At 40.9% G+C, this 19296-nt stretch carries 15 protein-coding genes, 1 pseudogene and 1 CRISPR repeat array; of the genes and pseudogenes, 9 read left to right on the top strand and 7 right to left on the bottom strand.

Annotation, left to right across the window (positions count from 1 at the left end; translation table 11 throughout):
• The 4 genes from cas10 to RG963_RS13355 all read right to left on the bottom strand — a co-directional run.
• Positions 1 to 1240 (bottom strand): type III-A CRISPR-associated protein Cas10/Csm1 (cas10, locus tag RG963_RS13370; protein ID WP_310576779.1); only part of this gene is annotated, 1240 nt, incomplete at its 3' end.
• 184 nt (positions 1241 to 1424) lie between these two features.
• Positions 1425 to 2567: direct repeats of the CRISPR family, unit length 33 nt; unit sequence GTTTCAATCCTTGTTTTAGTGGATCTTGCTCGC.
• A gap of 982 nt (positions 2568 to 3549) precedes the next feature.
• A complete protein-coding gene (locus tag RG963_RS13365; protein WP_310576778.1) occupies positions 3550 to 3837 on the bottom strand; it encodes a hypothetical protein in 288 nt (95 codons plus the stop codon).
• A gap of 477 nt (positions 3838 to 4314) precedes the next feature.
• Complete coding sequence (locus tag RG963_RS13360) at positions 4315 to 5445, bottom strand: glycosyltransferase family 2 protein (RefSeq protein ID WP_310576777.1); 1131 nt, start codon at positions 5443 to 5445, stop codon at positions 4315 to 4317.
• Positions 5446 to 5528: 83 nt separating this feature from the next.
• A complete protein-coding gene (locus RG963_RS13355; protein WP_310576776.1) occupies positions 5529 to 6290 on the bottom strand; it encodes a hypothetical protein in 762 nt (253 codons plus the stop codon).
• Between the two features lie 810 nt (positions 6291 to 7100).
• Between RG963_RS13355 and RG963_RS13350 the strand changes: the two are divergent.
• From RG963_RS13350 to RG963_RS13310, 9 genes and pseudogenes are all read left to right on the top strand, one after another.
• Positions 7101 to 7882 (top strand): annotated as a pseudogene (locus RG963_RS13350) (transposase).
• A gap of 391 nt (positions 7883 to 8273) precedes the next feature.
• Positions 8274 to 9074 carry an indole-3-glycerol-phosphate synthase gene (locus RG963_RS13345; RefSeq protein WP_310576775.1) on the top strand — a complete coding sequence of 267 codons (801 nt, stop codon included), beginning with the start codon at positions 8274 to 8276 and terminating at the stop codon, positions 9072 to 9074.
• Positions 9075 to 9402: 328 nt separating this feature from the next.
• Positions 9403 to 10584, top strand: a complete 1182-nt coding sequence (gene trpB, locus RG963_RS13340; protein WP_396654735.1) for a tryptophan synthase subunit beta — start codon at positions 9403 to 9405, stop codon at positions 10582 to 10584.
• A gap of 1 nt (position 10585) precedes the next feature.
• A complete protein-coding gene (gene trpA, locus RG963_RS13335) occupies positions 10586 to 11377 on the top strand; it encodes a tryptophan synthase subunit alpha (protein ID WP_310576774.1) in 792 nt (263 codons plus the stop codon).
• A gap of 48 nt (positions 11378 to 11425) precedes the next feature.
• A complete protein-coding gene (gene trpD / locus RG963_RS13330; protein ID WP_310576773.1) occupies positions 11426 to 12538 on the top strand; it encodes an anthranilate phosphoribosyltransferase in 1113 nt (370 codons plus the stop codon).
• Positions 12523 to 13251, top strand: a complete 729-nt coding sequence (locus RG963_RS13325) for a phosphoribosylanthranilate isomerase (RefSeq protein WP_310576772.1) — start codon at positions 12523 to 12525, stop codon at positions 13249 to 13251. Before trpD ends, RG963_RS13325 begins: the two co-directional genes overlap by 16 nt.
• On the top strand, positions 13238 to 14887 hold the full coding sequence (trpE, locus tag RG963_RS13320; RefSeq protein WP_310576771.1) for an anthranilate synthase component I: 1650 nt from the start codon (positions 13238 to 13240) through the stop codon (positions 14885 to 14887). Before RG963_RS13325 ends, trpE begins: the two co-directional genes overlap by 14 nt.
• Positions 14888 to 14916: 29 nt before the next feature.
• The gene (locus RG963_RS13315; protein WP_310576770.1) at positions 14917 to 15054 is read left to right on the top strand and encodes a hypothetical protein; all 138 of its coding nucleotides are present in this window, start codon (positions 14917 to 14919) and stop codon (positions 15052 to 15054) included.
• Positions 15051 to 15653 carry an aminodeoxychorismate/anthranilate synthase component II gene (locus tag RG963_RS13310; RefSeq protein ID WP_310576769.1) on the top strand — a complete coding sequence of 201 codons (603 nt, stop codon included), beginning with the start codon at positions 15051 to 15053 and terminating at the stop codon, positions 15651 to 15653. Before RG963_RS13315 ends, RG963_RS13310 begins: the two co-directional genes overlap by 4 nt.
• Positions 15654 to 15678: 25 nt before the next feature.
• Here RG963_RS13310 and RG963_RS13305 read toward each other — a convergent pair whose 3' ends face one another.
• From RG963_RS13305 to RG963_RS13295, 3 genes are all read right to left on the bottom strand, one after another.
• Positions 15679 to 16425, bottom strand: coding sequence for a hypothetical protein (locus RG963_RS13305; protein WP_310576768.1), 747 nt, complete (start codon positions 16423 to 16425; stop codon positions 15679 to 15681).
• A gap of 869 nt (positions 16426 to 17294) precedes the next feature.
• Complete coding sequence (locus RG963_RS13300; protein ID WP_310576767.1) at positions 17295 to 18179, bottom strand: hypothetical protein; 885 nt, start codon at positions 18177 to 18179, stop codon at positions 17295 to 17297.
• A 616-nt stretch (positions 18180 to 18795) separates the two neighbouring features.
• The coding region (locus tag RG963_RS13295) for a thioredoxin family protein (protein ID WP_310576766.1) at positions 18796 to 19296 on the bottom strand (501 nt) is incomplete at its 5' end.

Raw genomic sequence — 19296 nt, 5'->3', positions numbered from 1 at the left:
TTATGTAGTATTTAGCATGTGCAATCTTTCTTCCAATTTCTGTATGTTTATTGCAGTCTTCGCAGAGGATTTCTTCTTCTTTTATCGGACTAGCGCATACAGAGCAGGTTTTACGAGTAGTTTTATCGTCTTCCGCAAACAGGTCTTCGAGGTTTTCAACAAACTTTTGCTTTTTGTTCTCATCCATCTTTTGGTTAAGTTTTTCATTCAATCTGGAAAAATCTTTTAATTCATTCACTCCTGCCTGTTCCCAGGTAAAATTTAAGAACAGCTCAGCATTGAACATCTGCATAAGAGATTTGTTTACCTCTTTTTGGAACTTTTCAATCTCTTCTTTAGTTTTATCAGTATTTGTTGCAATAATAAGGAAATTTCCTCCCCCACACCATAACAAATTGGCTTCAGGAAGGTTCAGTTTGTTGCGTATTGAAGTCACAACAGCATCATTCAATAAGTTCAGGAAAAAAGAACGCCCTCTGAGTCTCTTTGCCATACCTACCTGTGCTTCTGCAGGAGATGAAACTCTATATATAAAACGCTGAATTCCTGAAATTCCACCTGAAATCAAAAGAAAAGGTTTTTCGACAGGTTGGATTGAGGCTAAACTCTCATCCTGCATAAATCTGTAAAGGCAGGTTGCTATAGCTGTTTTAATTTTAATGTGATCAAAGAGAGAGATATCTCTCGAATTTGAGGGCAAAAAAGTGGTATATTTCTTTATTAATTGATACAAATTTTCAGGGCAGATGTCCTTCCCGAGATTTCTCAGTTCCGATGCAAAGTCTTCCCATAACTTCCGGTAGGCTTCTTTATTTGAAACTTCCCCATATCTTATCGGCTTTTTAAATCCTAAATCCAATTTTAGGATAGGAAGATAGCATTTATCTGGATGAGTGCTCTCCTTTAACTTTACTTCGGAAAACACAGACAAAAGATTTACTGGCCCAAGTTCGTCTTCTTCGGTAAAAAATTCTGATGCTTTACTGAGCACATTTGCTATTCTTGCATTTTCCCCCTCCAAAGCTTCACATTTATGGTCATATAATATTACATTCTGAATATCCTGACTCAGACCAAGTTTTTCAGCTAATGAAGCACTCCATCTGGAGTGTAAACTTCCCTTACCAGTTTCACTTTCAGTAGAATTACTGAATTTTTGCGAGTGGGGTAAGCCTGTTCTCTTAAAAAATATGCCAAGATCATGGAGCAAGAATATGAGTTGAAGTTCATCGTCATTCATTATCTAAAATGCTCCTTCAAAATAATTTATTTATTAAAAATGTTCACTTAGATATAAAAGTTCCTAAATTTATTCAATTTTGTGAGAAGTTTCACTGAAGAATAAATATAAAAACACATCCTTGTGTAAAAATAAAAATTAAATAAAAAATAGTAATTAAATAAAAATTTAACTCAATACTGAAGTTTCAATCCTTGTTTTAGTGGATCTTGATCTCGAATACTTTGTAACGACTGCAGGGAGGGCTAAGCAATGAGTTTCAATCCTTGTTTTAGTGGATCTTGATCTCGAATCTTGAGACAATACTGAAGTGCAACAGAGTAAAAGACTTTGGATATTAGTTTCAATCCTTGTTTTAGTGGATCTTGCTCACGAATAATTAGACATATGTTTTATGCGATTTTTGGAGGGAATGTTTCAATCCTTGTTTTCGTGGATCTTGCTCGCGAATATCCTGCAAATTCGGAAGAATACGAACTAAAGTATGTTGTTTCAATCCTTGTTTTAGTGGATCTTGCTCGCGAATCTTAGCTAAACTTAAACTTGCTATTAAGCACCAAGCGTTTCAATCCTTGTTTTAGTGGATCTTGCTCGCAAATTGATGCTGCCACTCCTCATGCTTCAATATCCCTGGAGTTTCAATCCTTGTTTTAGTGGATCTTGCTCGCGAATTTTTATACCGCAAACATAATTTGATACTCCATACAGTTTCAATCCTTGTTTTAGTGGATCTTACTCGCGAATTAATATCCGCTAGAGAGAATATCGCAGATCTTCTCGCGTTTCAATCCTTGTTTTAGTGGATCTTGATCTCGAATACAGGCATATCCATAAATCTGGAAATGTGTTTACAAGGTTTCAATCCTTGTTTTAGTGGATCTTGCTCATGAATGTCTTGGAACTGGAGAAGGGCACACATTCAATCCGTTGTTTCAATCCTTGTTTTAGTGGATCTTGCTCATGAATAATCATCTGATAATACAGTTGGTGTTGATTTAGCAATGTTTCAATCCTTGTTTTAGTGGATCTTGCTCATGAATCTACGATGCTCTGTACGGTACTGATGAAGACCCTGAGTTTCAATCCTTGTTTTAGTGGATCTTGCTCGCGAATGATATCATCCTAGATTGATGAGATGTAAGGAGTGTTGTTTCAATCCTTGTTTTAGTGGATCTTGCTCGCGAATTTAGTTATCTCAATATAGAGGAGCTGGACGATGTGGTTTCAATCCTTGTTTTCGTGGATCTTGCTCGCGAATATTCGTATACGATGTCACCAATGGAAGACCAATTTCGTTTCAATCCTTGTTTTAGTGGATCTTGCTCGCGAATTTAATTGTACCTATGTAATCAAGTTCAACAGTTCTTTCGTTGTTTCAATCCTTGTTTTCGTGGAAGCTACTTCTCGATCCATGTACCAAAAACTTGTACAGGGAGCTTAACCCGGTTTCAATCCTTGTTTTCGTGGATCTTGCTTGCGAATGGTTGTGCAACTGATCTGAGTAACTGGCTTAATGAGTTTCAATCCTTGTTTTCATGGAAGGTACTTCTTAACAGGGTCGTTTTCCCTGATATTCAGCTAATTCTTAAGTAATTTCGAATCAAACAATCAATATCAGACAAATTGTTTTTTGCTTGAACTGTATAATATTCAAAATTTATCTGTTTTTGTTTTGGTTAACAAAATTTACTGGTCGATATATAGCTGCATATTATATGAGGAACAGCAAGTTATAAACTTTTGTATTTTTACCTGCCCGATATTGATATTATTTTTATGATAGTGAATAAATGTGTTCATTTGAATGAAATTCTTCAGAGAGTAGGGGTGAGCAGCAAGTCTATAATTTTATGCAAATTTTACACTCTTCCGATATATTGCGATTTCCGCTTTTCATGTCGAGAAGAAAAAATGAAAATTCTTATAGAATAATTCAAAACAGTATTTTGTAATGTTGTTATTGACATCATTTATCTATAAATTAGTTTATAATATTATGAAAAAGCGTGATTCCTAAGGAAAACTGGGTAACTTCCAGAATTCGGTTTTTGGCCGAATATATGTTCTGACTTAAAAAAAGCATGTGCGATTACAGAAAACTATTTTTCCATTCGATCAAAAAATTCAAAAAATGGATTCACTTAATCTAATAAAAGATATAATTAGAGCTGTAAAAAAGTTTAAATCTCTCTAAAACCTGATTTTTAACTTTCAGTCATGTTTATTCTCTTTTCAATAAGAGCCCTCTATAAAATCATTTCTTTTTTTGCAGCTTCACACATTTCTATATATATAAATTTCAATATATTTTAGATAGTACTCCCACTCTCACTATTAGGTATGAACACTCCATTATTAAGAATACCACCAGGAACACTAATCATTCTGTCCTCTAACCAAATTCTGCAGTTCTCAGAAATTAAGCATCCTTCGTCTTTTATAAATATGGAAGAATGTTTAAAATAATCTAATTTTACTGTGTCCAGGGTTTCCTCATAGAGTCCACAATCTTTGAATTTCTTATTAATATAAACGTCGAATGTGCCGTCATCGTGGAGGATGAAGTGGGTTGTTTTGTTGATGTATTTTCTGGGCATGGTGGATCACATGATTTAAATATATTAAATAGTTACGTGATTTACTTTTACAACTTCGTGCATAGGGTTTTGTTTTGAAGTTGTTTCTTTCACGTATTTATTACTTTCTATTTTTATAATCCTCATAATATTTAAATCAATAACAGACAAAAATCATATAAAATTTTAATCTCTTTAGGCCTGATTTTTGTCCGAGTCGCTAGAAAAGAAATTCAAAATAGTTTTTCAGCTCTGTTTTAGTGCATCTTGCCCGCGAATTATCCAAAGTCTCCGGAATATTCCCAAGGGGGTCGGTTTCAATTCTTGGTTTTGGACTCGAAATAACCATAAAGCTGAAGCAGATATATCAGGGGTATTTGAAGAGTTCAAGGCTTCAGCCGAAATTATTTTCCACAACAGCCAGCACGCCTGCGGTGATGCCTGTGATTAATGAAAGAGTTCTGACATTGTTTTCGTACGGCATATCCTTTTACTTTTTTATCCGTAAGTTCTTAGTTTCCATGTAACGTGCCTGTTTATTAGATAGTTCCAGAAAAAAACAATGAATATTCCGATGAGGTTCGAAACAAGATAATAAATTCCAAAAAAATCTGTTAAAAAGTATAATATTCCTATATTAATTATAAGCCCAATAATTGAGACACATTGGAAAGAAAAGAACCTCTGAAATCGGTTCTGTGTATAAGAATCCACTTCATCCTTTAGCTTAAATGTCCAGCAATCATTCAGGAGAAAATTACTCAAAATGGATATTTCGATTGCTACTATGCTGGCTATGATATAATAAAGGCCCATATATTCAGTAAACAAATACAGAAAACCTATATTCACGAGCACTCCGGACAGTCCGACAAAACCGAACTTTATGATTTTTTTCCATTCGTTCCAGACCTGGTTATTGCGGGAAGTAAGAGAATATTCAGTGATAATTAAAATCTGTTTCACATAATCGCTTATGATGCAAGAGGTAAGCTTGCTCTCTCCATGCTGTCTGTCCGTAAACGTAAACGGAATCTCGAAAACGGATTTCCATCGTCCCTTGCCAAGAACTTCCATAAGGATCTTATAACCTCTGGGATGAAGTTGAGCTCCGGAAATCACTTCTTTTCTAAGAGCAAAAAATCCGCTTACAGGGTCTGTAATCCCAGGGAATAGTATCCTTCCCATACCTGTTGCTCCAAGAGACAGAACCCGGCGCTTAAGGGGCCACTGCTTAACTCCTCCCCCCCTGGTATACCGGCTTCCTATGACAATATCGGCTCCTTTTTTTATTTCATCATAAAAACGAGGAATTAACACTGGGGGATGGGAAAAATCGGCATCGATTACCAGAAAAATATCCGAATTTGCCTGCTTGAAACCCTCTACTGCGGATTGAGAAAGTCCGTGGTCGGCATGCCTGACAATAATCTTCAGATTATTAAACTTCAATGTGAGATCCTGGACAATTCTGATAGTCTTATCGCGAGATTCGTCATCAATAACAAGAATTTCCCCACAAATATTATTTGCCGAAAGAATCGAATTCACAGCCTCGATTATGTTGGCAATATTGACCTCTTCATTAAAGGTAGGGATAATTACTGTTATTTCATACTGAGCGTGCATTTTGACTCCAAACTATAAATTACACCTGATATAGAATTCATATTAACTGCAAACCCCCTTTAAAAATTCTCACACCCTCCTACTCATACCACCAGATAAAAACTGTTAGTCCAGAATACCATCAAAAAACCCTGCAGAAGAGCGAAAGATATCGTAACAAGATCTTCTGAAATACGGTTTTTAGTAATGTTAGCAAAAAGAATGTAAATAGGGAAAATCACAAGAATAAATCGGGGCATAGACTGGATTCCGGTAGAAAGTGGAACAAAAATAGAATACATACCAAATAACCAGTAAGAAAACCTGATATTTCTGTAAAATAATATAAATATATAAATAAAAATAGTGGCAAAAGCTGCCTCAAAGGCTGTGTAAAGATTTCCGTGGTAACCATTGATGAGAACCAGTAGAGGGTTTGCAGTATGCCTTTGCCACATTACCTGAGCATGTGCAAAAGCCATAAAGTCTCCAGTTAGGTAGTAGTTAAAGATCATGAAAGAAATTATTCCAAGAGGAATTAATGAGAGATAAAATAAAGGCAGTATCTTGTCCCTGGAGTTTTTAAAACTCTTTAAATCTTCGTTTTCTTTTAGCAACTGCATGAAACCTTCATAAAGTAAAGGCAAAACAACGAGAACACCAACAGACCTTGTTAAAGATAAAAAGAACCCTGTTATTCCAACCAGCTGCCATTTATATGTCCTGGCATAGTAGAAGCACATCAAAGTAAGGGCAAGGTACAGTGATTCGGTGAAAACGCCTGAAAAGATGAACGAAACCGGAAAAAGAAGCAGATATTTTACCGATTTAAGAGCGCTGGCCTCATCGGAATCAAGCCTTACCAATCTGTATAAATAAAAACAGGAAACTATTAAACAAAAATTTGATATTATTAAGCCAGCAATATAATGATTCCCTACAATTGATCCCAGAAATCTCATAAGTAAGGGATACAGAGGAAAAAACGCAATATTTGTCTGATGTATGCTCAGTTGGTCCAGAGCCCCAGAAGTATAACCATGTTGAGAAATATCCAGATACCAGCCTGTATCCCAAACTCCCCAGATATCCAGCCAGATATTCCCGCTCAAAGAGGATGGGCTTGTATGAGATTGCACGATTTTACGAGAAAGCACTCCGATTATACTCAAAATTATTCGTGTGCTGAAGAACATCAACAAAATAGACTTTATTTCAGGAACATACAATCTATACTTCGACAATGATACTACATTCATGAGCTACTATTTCCTATTTATCTGTAAATGTTGTTCATTCTGTATTTCAAGATGTAAATGTTGTTCATTCTGTATTTCAAGATGTAAATGTTTTTCACTCTGTATTTCAAGATGTAAATGTTTTTGTCTGTATTTAATAAGCTCTTCAGGGATTCAATTTTCGCATTTATAATTCAGCAGAACTTAAATAAAATTTTGTTGCTTCAAAATAAAAGCAATAATTAACTAAAGTTATGGAAAATAATTTTTTAAGTATATTATCAAAGGCTATTCATACCATTTTATCAAAGGCTATTCATACCACTTAGGACCCTCAAAAATATGAGTAACTATAAAATAATTTTATCTTTTACCTGATTTTGGCAGTCCATTTTAATTCAGTTGATAATATATAATAGTAGCGGGATAATAATCTCTATGGGGAAACGAGGTCCTAAACCACAATTCAATAGCATTGCTTGTCCAAATAAGGATTGTGATTTTTATGGTGTTACTGACCAGGGCAATGTTGTAGGAAATGGAACTTCCATAAGCCGTGGAGAAAAAACTCGAAAATACATTTGCCGCCACTGTGGAAAAGTTTTCTGTGACCATACAGGCACTTTCTATTATGATCTTCGCAAAGAAGAATCTATTATTGATTCAGCTCTGAAAATGGCCATTACGGGAATGAGTGAAAAAGCTATTGCCGATGTATTGGGGATAGAGCCAGCTACCGTAAGTAGATGGTTAAGTCGTGATGCAAAGCAATGTGATAAGGTAAAGAAAATTTCATGAAAGATCTGGATCTACCAAAAACAGGGAAGAGGGGAAAACCAGAGAAACCAAAATGTGTTTTTTTATGACTTGAGATACGCTAATGTAATCAAAAAAGAAAGAGGGGAAAGTTACAGAAGATCGTCAAGAAGATTATATTTGGAAAAAATATCGAAAAGTGAGATCCCAACAAGTTTACTCCAGGCAAGACTTAGCATTCAGGCAGAAGAATAATAGAGTTTCAAGGAAGACGATAGGATTCTTGAAGAAATAAAGTGTTTAAGTAGAATGATTCCCTATGCACGCCTTTTAATTTCTGTAGAGAACATGGAGGATTAACATACAAAGATGAAAAAGGCCTTAAGTGTAAAAATATACCTGGAAGAAAAGCAGGAATTACTGAGTCAAAATGGACTTTGAGAGATCTACTGACATTCGAGTGATTCAAAACATCAACCGGGTAAAAATGGACGAAAAAATAATAGTTAAAATCAATTAATGATATTTTTCTTCTTCTCTTTTTTGTGTAATAGTTGATGCATAGGTTTTTTTCTAAAATCTCTTTTAAAATCCATTTACCTTCTTTTACGACAACAATCGTCAAGTAGCTGTTTCATTACTTTCGCTTGCAGGCCTGGGAGAGCAGCTCACTGTGGGGAAAGAACAGAAAAAAGACGCTGTTCTTATCCGGAATAAGCTGAATTGTGCATCCTGGAGTTGCCTTTCTTGAAAGTAAGATTTTTTAATCCCTGCCCATCCTCCTCATCCAAAACCTATTTATACAAAGTACTATATTAGACTTTGTTGTACAAAACTATACGTCAGTGATGGTTAATGCACGATACACTCCTTCATATCCTCAACACAACAAAAACTCGCATCCGGGCTTTCGAGCCGCAGAAATGCCCTGAAGACCTGCTGCAGTTTGAGAAAAGGGATTTTCTCTCTGCCGTGGCAGGTGCAAAAGCAGACGGTCTGGTGCCTGTAATTGCGGAGATCAAACCCGCATCTCCGGGGAAAACTTTTAGGGATATTCCACCTGCAACGGCTGCAGAGCTTGCATGGGAAATGGAAGAAGCCGGAGCAGTTGCAGTTTCGGTCCTGACAGAGCCGGGGGTGTTTCAGGGTTCGCTTGAAAACCTGGACGCGGTCAGAAAAACCGTATGCTTGCCTGTTCTCAGGAAAGACTTCATTATTGACAGATTGCAGCTTGAAGAAGCAGAAAGCGACCTTGTGCTCCTGATTGCAGGCATCCTCGGGAGAGAACTTGGCTTTTTTGTCGAACTTGCCATTGAAAATGGATTTGAGCCTCTGGTTGAGGTTCACAACAAAAAAGAACTTCATTCTGCCCTTGAAACCGGGGCGAGGGTTATAGGGATAAACAACAGGGACTTTGAAACACTTAAAATCAACCTCAGCACCACAGAGAAGCTGGCACCCCTTATCCGAGAATATGACCTCGACCACGGAACCAGGCATCTTATAATAAGTGAGAGTGGGATGAACAGCACAGGGGATGTCAGAAGGGTAATCCAGGCAGGGGCGGATGCCGTGCTGATAGGGTCTGCACTTATGGAAAGTGATTCTGTTTTTGAGAAAACGAAAGAATTCGTCCAGAGTCTTTGCTGGCGTTAATAACTCTTTTTCCGGACTTTTCGGAGCTTTCAGCCTGCTGGAATTGAGGTTGAAAAATCCTCCTCTGTTTCAAAATTTATTTCAAAACTAAATTTTGCTTCAACCCCGAAATCACAAATAAAATTACAAATCAAGGTCCTGAAAATCACTGGATCCGAAATCACGATACTAGATACGATTTTAAAAATTACGCTATAGAGTTACATCAAAAGATAAGGGAGTAATTGAATTGACAGGAACTAAAACTTCAGAACTTCAGACAAAAGATTCGTACTTAAATGAACTTGCAGGTTCTAAGGAAGGCTCAGAAACCGGCAGAACAGAACAGATAAAAGGAAAGTATGGAAAATATGGGGGGCAGTACGTACCCGAAGTCCTCATGCCGGCCTTAGAAGAACTTGAAGAGGGATACGAACGGTATAAAAACGACCCTGAGTTCCTTGCAGAACTTGACAATTACCTGAGGGACTTTGCAGGCAGAGAAACACCACTCTATTTTGCCCGCAACCTTAGCAAAAAATACGGATCAAAAATCTACCTTAAACGGGAAGATCTTGTGCATGGGGGAGCCCACAAATTAAACAATGCCATAGGGCAGGCCCTTCTTGCAAAATACATGGGGAAAACCAGGTTGATTGCCGAAACCGGTGCAGGACAGCACGGGACTGCAACAGCTATGGCAGGAGCGAATCTCGGGTTTGAGACCGTTGTGTATATGGGTGCCAAAGATATCAGGCGCCAGCAGATGAACGCATACCGCATGGAGCTCATGGGCACCGAGGTAAAAGCCGTGGAAACCGGCTCAAAAACCCTAAAGGATGCCATTAATGAGGCTTTCAGGGACTGGGTCACGAACATAGAAAACACGCATTACCTCATAGGTTCGGTTGTGGGTCCCCATCCCTATCCTGTGATAGTCAGGGACTTTCAGAGTGTTATCGGGCGCGAGGTAAAAGGGCAGATTTTGCAAAAAGAAGGGCGTATGCCTGATTCAATTATCGCCTGTGCTGGCGGCGGGAGCAATGCAATGGGAATTTTTCACCCCTTTGTCGAGGATAAAGAGGTCAAACTTGTTGCTGTTGAAGCCGGGGGAAAAGCCCTGGAATGTACGGAAAAAGCAGCCCTTCACTCGGCCTGCCTCTGTGCAGGAGAAGAAGGGATCTTGCATGGGGCCAGGACAAAGGTGCTGCAGGATAAAAACGGGCAGATTCTCGAATCCGAATCCGTTTCTGCAGGGCTTGACTACTCCGGGGTAGGGCCTGAACTTGCTTACCTGTCCGAGAGCCGCAGGGTTACAGCCCGATATGCTACGGATAATGAGGCCCTTGAAGCTTTCCACGAATTAAGCAGGCTTGAAGGAATCATTCCTGCACTGGAATCTTCCCACGCCCTTGCCTACCTGAAGAAAGCATCGGAAGCCGGAGAACTGGAAGAGGTAGTGGTCGTAAACCTTTCCGGAAGAGGGGATAAAGACCTGGAAACAGTCCTTAGGCTGAGAGGAGGAATCTGAAATGAAAAGGCAAAAAATCTCAGAGAAATTCGGCGAACTGAGAGAGAGAAAGGAAGGAGCCCTTATCTGCTACGTAATGGCAGGAGATCCCTCTGCAGAGGCAACAGGCGAGATTGTAAAGGCCCTGGCAGACGGGGGTGCGGATATCATCGAACTCGGTTTCCCGTTTTCGGATCCCGTGGCAGACGGCCCTACGATCCAGGCAGCCGGCCAGCGGGCGCTTGCAGTCGGCATGGATACTCAACGCTATTTTGAGCTCGTTAAAGCCCTTGAAGTCGGGGTTCCCCTGGTGTGCATGACCTATTACAACCCTGTATTCAGGTACGGAGTGGAAAAATTTGTAGAACGGGCTGCAGACGCCGGGATTAGCGGATTAATCATACCCGATATCCCTGTGGAAGAAGCAGCTGACCTGAAAAACAGCTGCGAAAAACATGGACTTGACCTGATATTTCTGGTAGCACCCACGACAACCGGGAAAAGGGTGAGGAAGATCCTGGAAAGCAGCTCGGGTTTTCTGTACCTTGTCTCAAGACTTGGGGTCACAGGAACCCGAGAAGATGTCTCGTCTTCTACTAAAGAGCTGCTTTCCAGAGTGGAAACAGGGCTTCCGAAGGCAGTAGGATTCGGGATCTCAACGGCACAACAGGCTGCAGAAGTCCGAAATGCGGGGGCTGATGCTGTCATAGTCGGCTCGGCTTTTGTCAGGATTATCGAAGATGGGAAAGAAGTAAACGAAAAGCTGGAAGCCCTTGCAAGAGAACTCAAGTCCGGCATATTGAAAGCCAGTTAAAGGGGAAAAGACAGGGGAAAATAGGGATCTAAAAGGAGGCAGTAGAAAATGCAGAGATACATTAAAAAGCTGGAAGAAGGCCTGGATCTGAGTTCCAAAGAAGCTGAAGCTGCAGTAGGCAAGATTCTGAGTACTGCATACGATGAGGAAATCGGGGCATTTCTGCTTGCCCTGAGAGCAAAAGGTGAAAAACCCGAAGAAATTGCAGGCTTTGTAAGGGGAATGAAGAAAGCCGCTAACACGATCAGACCCAGGACACCTTTCAGGCTTGTGGATACCTGCGGGACAGGAGGAGACGGCCTTAATACTATCAATGTCTCAACAGCAGCAGCAATCGTGACTGCAGCAGCAGGCGTGCCTGTAGCCAAGCATGGAAACAGGGCTGTCACCTCAATGTCAGGGAGTTCGGACGTGCTTGAAGCCCTGGGAATTAAAGTTGACCTGGTGCCAGAACATGTCAGGAAAACAATAGAAGAGATAGGAATAGGGTTTATGTTTGCGCCGGTTTTCCACCCTGCTATGAAGAGGGTTGCAGGGGTCAGAAAAAAACTCGGGGTCCGCACGGTTTTTAATATTCTGGGGCCTCTGACAAACCCTGCAGGGGCTAAAGGGCAGGTTATAGGGGTTTTTGATAAAAGACTCTGCGAGCCAATAGCTTTTGCCCTTGCGGAACTTGGAACCGAACATGCCCTTGTAGTGCATGGGGACGGGATGGACGAGATTTCAAACACAGGTGAGACCTATGTTGCAGAGCTAAAAAACGGAAAGGTTTCAACCTATACCCTGACCCCCGAGTCCCTGGGAATTCTGAGGGCAAGCCCCGAAGATATCATGGGCGGTTCCCCGAAAGAAAATGCCAGGGATCTGTTGTGTATTTTCAAGGGTCAGAAAGGCCCAAAAAGGGACCTTGTAGTTATGAATGCAGCAGCAGCCCTTTATGTGAGCGGAATAGTGGGCTCTATTCGGCAGGCAATCCCTATTGCGGAAGATGCCATTGACAGCGGAAAGGTCATGGTTAAATTCAATCAGTTCAGGACTTTTACTTCAGGTTTTCACGAACAGAATAATAAGGGCACTTCTCCGGGAAAAGGAATTTTGGTACCTTCCAAAACTTCCATATTAAACCCGGCAGCTGGGGAAAGGACATGCCAGCAAAATTAAAAACAAGAACAAAAATCTGCGGGATCCGCAGCCCTGAAGAAATAGAACTCGCAGCCCTTTATGGAGCTGATGCAGTTGGCTTTATTACGGAAGTCCCTGTCGAGAGCCCGAGAAAACTTGATTCGGATACTGCTGCTTATCTCGTCTCTGAAGTCCCCAGAAGCCTGAGTTCCGTACTCGTTATTATGCCTGAGAACTCTGTCAGTGCCCTGGAACTAATTGATAAAATAAGGCCCGATATCGTGCAAATTCATTGCAAGATGCCCCTTCTGGAACTTGAAATTATAAAGGAAAAAACGGACATACCTGTCATAAAAACCCTATCTCTGCCTGCAGAGGGGGAATCTTCAGGAAAAAAATCTGAGAAAAAATCCGAGAACACTGCTTTTATTTCCGACCTTCTCAAAAAGGTCAGCCTTCTGGAAGAAGCAAACGTTGTAGATTCTATTCTGCTCGATACCGGAAAGTCCGGCAAGCCCGGAGGAACCGGCTGTGTACATGATTGGACCCTTAGCCGGCGAATTGCCGGGGAAACAGGGCTTCCTCTAATCCTTGCAGGCGGTCTCACGCCCGAAAATGTTCAGGAAGCTATCAGGACCGTATCCCCTTATGCCGTGGATACGGCTTCTGGAGTAGAGACTTGCGGGAAAAAAGATACCCTGAAAATCAAAAGTTTTATTGAAGAAGTGAGGTGTGCAAATGCTTTCCTTTGACCTTGGAAAAGAAGAATTCAAAGAGCTTGCTTCGGGAATAAACCGGCCAGGCTTTATCCAGCTCCTTGCAAGAATCGATACCACTACCTGTTCTCCCCTTGAGCTTTACCGCACTCTGCGGGCGTCTGGGACTTCAGGCTATTCTTATCTGCTGGAATCCGTGGAAAAACAGGCAAGCCGGGCAAGGTATTCCTTTGTCGGAAACGATCCTGATGCCGTCCTCAAAATAAGTGACCGAAAAATTTCCCTTGAGCTCCTTAATCCGGGAGCTTCCGCCTTCTTTGAAGAAATTCGATCAAAAATGGAGGAGGTATGCGGGCCTGAGATCATGGAGAAGGAAAATCCAGAGAAAAAGGATACAGGGCTGAAAAACGGAAAGTTCACATATATAATTCCTCATGGGAAAGATGCTTTCGATACCCTTCGCCTGGCTTTTCCCGCTACAAATGGGATGGGACTCCTGAATGTCAGACGCTTTGACAGGCAGACTTTCCTTGGCGGGGCTATAGGCTATACGGCTTATGACGCTATTTACGACAGCTGGCTCGGAGTCGAAAAAGGATTTGAGTCCGAAGTTCCCGAACTGCAGTACCTGTTAGTTTCGAAAACCTTTGTGTTCGACCATCTGACTGAAGAAGTTTACATAGCGATCACTCCCTTTGTAAATTCGGGGTCGGATGTCGGAAAAGTGTATGAAGAAGCTTTTTTAGAGGCAGAAAGACTTTGCTCCATACTGAAGGAAACTGCCCTTTCCGGAGATTCGATAGAAACAGCAGTGTCAGGTACATCAACTGTCTCAGGCTCATCCGTTTCGGGCTGCAGTGCTGGGAAACAGGAGTTTGAAGCGTCGGTACTACAGGCAAAAGAGCATATTTTTGCAGGGGATATCTTTCAGGCGGTCCTTTCCAGGAAATGCGAGTTCAGGCTTGAGCAGTCTCCTTTCGAACTCTACATGCAGCTTCGGGCAATCAATCCCAGCCCTTACATGTATATCTTTGAGTTTGGAGACCTGGCAATTGTCGGTGCAAGCCCTGAAACTCTGCTGACTGTCCACAACAGGACCGTTATCATAAATCCGATTGCAGGCACCTGCCCCCGCGGAAAATCCGAAGCCGAGGACGAAGCCTTTGCTTCGCATATGCTACACGACGAAAAAGAAAGAGCTGAACATGTAATGCTTGTTGACCTCGGGAGAAATGATGTACGGATGGTTGCGGAAAGCGGCTCGGTAAAGGTTTCCGAGTTCATGAAAGTCCTGAAGTATTCCCATGTACAGCATATAGAAAGTACGGTTTCAGGAATTCTTAGGCCTGAGTGCGACCAGTTCGATGCTTTCAGGGCGGTATTTCCGGCAGGAACTCTCTCGGGGGCTCCGAAAATCCGTGCCATGGAGATTATTTCCGAACTTGAAGCCTCTCCAAGAGGGATTTACGGTGGAGGGGTCGGGTATTACAGCTGGAACGGGGATGCAGATTTTGCAATCGTAATTCGGACCGTACTTGTACAGGGCAAGAAAGCGTCGGTGCAGGCCGGGGCAGGAATAGTAGCTGATTCTGATCCGGGATATGAATTCCGGGAAACTGAGCGCAAGATGGCAGCCATGCTTGCGGCTATAGGCGGAGAAGCTTTGAGATAAGGTTTTGAAGCAACTATGGGGTTGAATATATGAAGAAAAATTTAGAAAGGGGACTTTTAGAGAAGGGAAAGCCGGGAAAACTAATTCCTGAAAACAAAAATTTTAAAGGGAAGAAGCCAGGAGAAAAAAGTAGGGGAGAAATAAGTTCAGGAGGTATTTTCAGGTGAAGGTGGTTTTCATAAACAATAAAGATTCTTTTGTATGGAATCTGGTAGACTACATTTCTTACTTCGAAAAAGATACTCTAGTCCTTCCTAATACGGTTTCCTTAGAAGACCTCCGAGAGATAAAGCCTGACGCTCTGGTCATTTCTCCCGGGCCCGGAAACCCTTCTGACCCAAAGGATATAGGAAATTGCCTGGAAATAATCAGGGAGATGGGCAGGGAAATTCCCCTCCTTGGAGTCTGTCTTGGACACCAGGCAATCAATGTGGCTTTCGGAGGGCTGATCAGGAGAAATAAGGTAGGACCGGTGCATGGGAAAAGTTCGAAGGTCCTGCATACGGAATCCGCATTATTTTCAGCATTTGAAGGTCCATTTGAGGCAGGCCGCTATCATTCCCTTGAAATTGGCGAGCCTGCACCCGGGATAAAGGTTACTGCCAGGGCAGAGGACGGGAGCATTATGGCAGTGGAGCATGTGCAATACCCAATCTATGGCCTGCAGTTTCATCCCGAATCAGTGCTTACTCCCAACGGGTTGAAAATAATTGAAAGCTTCCTGGAAGTTTCCAGGAATTATAAGAAAAGACGGACGGCTGTTTAAACAGCCAGAATTTTTTTCCGTAAGCTTATTTTTCCTTTTTTGCAGCCTCAATTTCTGGCTCCTCAGTTTCCCCTTCTTCCTCGAAGAATTCCTCTTCTGTGAACTCCTCATTGGGCCTGACCGCATAGCCTGCAGGCTGAAGGTTCTGAAGTTCTGCATTTTCGCTTACAGTCTGTGCAATAATTTGAGGGTATTTTTCTATCTGATCCCTTGTTACGAAACCTGTTGCTTCGGAAGATTGTATAATTCTCTCCCTGGCAGTTTTCGCTGCTTTGCTAAGATCTTCAAGCTGCTGCCTGTTTGCAAGATAATCAATTTCCTCAAGTGCCAGGGTCGTCCAGAGGGTTACAACTTCCATTTTCTGTGCAACAGCTCCTGATCCTATAATTTCAAGGGTTTCTACCGCATTTTTTGCAGCTTCAAGCATCTGGAATTGGGTTGTTCCTTTTCCTATTTCCTGTACGGCTTTTGAAAAAGACCAGAGGGCGTTTGAGTATTTTTTCTCCAGAGCAGATTCTGCAAGAGCTTTAAGGACATCTACAGTAGTAGCCGCAACATTCTCCATCTTTTTCTGGACGGCTTTGTTGCCTATGTTGCGGAGTGAAATTACGACTCTTTTTAAATCCGTTTCCAGATTTGCCTCGAGCAGCTCTTTCCCGAATTCCCGGAGATACTCAACATATTGGAGTGCATTATAGTCATTCTGTTCTCTTATTGCTTGCTCTCCAGCGTTTCCAAGTTCAATAGCTTTTTGTTCGTTCAGTGAGAACATATTAAAACCCCTTTCCAGTAAAATCCTTTAAAAAATGCTTGGATTTTGAGAATTTAATTATTTATATAGGTTTACTCTGATATTAGTCTTCCTATAATTTTAAAAATACATCAGTAACTTCAGGGGTTTTATTCCAGAAAGAGCATTTTAAAGCCCTGGATATCAAACAAAAAGCTCTTAAAAAAGTATATTGATGGAACAATCAGTTATAAAAAAGAAATTAAAATATAAGAAAAATAAATTTAAAAATAAGAAAGGGGAATTTTGCTAATATACTTTATTTATATTTTTACCTGAAACTGCAGCAAACACGGTCCAAAACGGCCCGTCGTCTAAAGTAAATAGAAAGAGTTATATACATTTCATACATAATATATATCATATGAGTAAAAAACTCATGCCGGAATTTTGGCATATTTTTCCTGCATGAGTGCCAAACAATTAGCCTCAAGGTGGGAAGAAGGGTTAAACTCCTTACCTTCTTCCTACCTGAATGAACGGTTTTTGATATTTAAATAGGAATTACAGCATATTTACTCCCTTTTTTGGACGTGGTTAAAAGGTTACTAAACCTTTTTAGACCTGATTAAAAAGTTCAGCGATCAAAGGATAGTTTGCTTTAAAGGAAATACTTCCACAATTTATTAAAAACTTACGGTTTGGAGTAGAGGTCTAAATCTTCACAGAGTTAGTAAAACTTTTTTGAAATCATTTAAGTGAGGCTTCTCTGGCAAACTTTCCTATATTCTTTGTAAAAAGAGAAGATGGAAATACGTATAATGATGGAATCAAGTATAATTACAGATAGAACTATAATTATAACAGAATATCATCAATTCGAAAAAGCTATATAGTAGCTTTTCCCGACTTTATAGAGTAGACTGAATTTTTTTCTGAAGATCTTTTATTTCCTGAAACTTCCCTATATTTTCTTTCGAGTCCGTACATCCTGCATCTTTGAAACCATCCAGAGCCAGTTCTGCTACAATGGAAGAGTTATTTAAAAGATTTTCCTCAGCCTGAACTCTTAAGGTCTCAAGTGCCCACTGGCACTGCAGAGCAGCCTCATGAAGTCCTTTCTTTAAAGATAGTTTTCCTATCTCTTCTATCGAAAGCGCTGTTGAACTGAGAGCTTTGTCGAAGTATCTTTCTGCCGCAAGCTTGCCTATTTCCTCAAGCAGAATAAGGGTACTGACAGTTTCAAGTTCAAGGCTTTCTGCTGCTACCTTTTTCCCGACTTCTCCAAGACATGTTGCTGCATTAAGCACAATCTCTTCATTACCATGCCTGGCAGCAGCAGACCCAATCTCTTTAATGAGTAACGAAAATGCGATAGTCTGATCCTGATGCCACCTTTGTGGAGAAGAGTTCCAGATCTCCATGAGGGTCGTAGCAGCGACCTTTGAGCCGGCCTCAAGGGAATGTGCGGCCGCGGCTCTTCCCAATCTTCCTGTTGCTATAAAAGCCCTAATCAAAGCGGATTCAAGTCCCTTTTCTGCCGCTATCCTTGCAAGTTTCCCGAGGAACAGAGAGGAATTGATGACAACAAGCTCCATTTCTCTTTCTGCAGCAGCCTGTGCGATGTTCTCCATTGACAGGATAACTCTCTCAGCATCTGCCTCTTCGTTTTCAGAGAGGAAGCCTTCCCCAATTCCTGTAAGAGAGTCCAGGGCCTGAAAGACTCTGCTCTCATCTATCTCCTCAACAGCAGACAAACTTATCTCGACTGCCTCTGCCTCATTTAATGTGATCATTCTTCTTGCCCCTTTTTATTGGTCGTAGTAACACAGCAAGTTTCAAGTTTTTACCTGCACGTTCGCAATTGCTATCTGCACATTTTATTTACATACTATCGGTTTCAGACTTAATCAGTTTCAGATTGTTATATACATGATTGATCTACAGAGAAAATATGGTATGGCCTACTCTATGAAGTTACGGTATTATTAGTGTTACTATTTTGTAACGGAGTCAGTTTATTAAACAGACATTACCCGCTTTTTGTTGCAACTTAAATCGGCGGTTTGGAACCGGTCCTTAACATGGAAAAGTGTTTTTAGAGAGAAACAGGGTAGAATAAGTCAGAAAAATACCTTTCTGGAAAGAGCGAAGGAAAAATTGTATTTTTAAAACCAGAGCTGACTGAAACCTTCAGGAGAAAAAGAGATCCAGGTTTTTTCAAGAGACAATTGGTGCCTTTCTCTCTTGCTGCTATTTAAAAGCCTCCATATCTTTTGCGGAGGTCACAGATGAAAAAGCAGCCGAAGTTTATTCCATTTACGAACTTGTGACCTCAGCCTGAAACTCAGGGGTGGAGAACTTCCACTATTTGGCGGTATTTAGTCAGGTCTACCAGCTAAAAGCTCTTTTTTATTCGGATTTGTTTTTCTCTTCATGGAGGAGGGCGAAATTCAGGACTCTTTCAAACACTCCTTTATCCCTTACTCCAACAATTCTTGCCTGGAGCCGGTCTGTTGTAACGTTTCCATCCTCCTGCATGTAAACGTATTTTCCATTCTCAATACCCACGATTACAGAAGAGTCCGGAATATACTCTATTCCGAAGTAGGTTGCAAGCTGCGTGTTCTTGTTTATATTTATGAAAATAACCGTTGCTTTTCCTCTGTATTCTGTTGCCAGTTCGTTAAGGATCGGTTTCATGGACTGGCACGCCTGGCACCACTCAGCTCCGATTATCAAAAAAACCGGGCTTCCATCAAGAGATGTGTTTATCTGCCCGAGTTCGGTCATTTCGACAACAACACCTTTTTCCAGGGTACTCTCTGAATTATTTACGGGGTATTTTTCATTTAATGGAGCTATTAAGGTATGGACGTCAGCATTTACTTCTTCAAAATTGCTGCCCGAGAA

Origin of the sequence: Methanosarcina baikalica (assembly GCF_031461075.1) — an archaeon.
GTDB classification, from domain to species: domain Archaea; phylum Halobacteriota; class Methanosarcinia; order Methanosarcinales; family Methanosarcinaceae; genus Methanosarcina; species Methanosarcina baikalica.
Note: the sequence above shows the minus strand (reverse complement) of the source record. Positions and strands in the feature narration are given on the sequence as shown.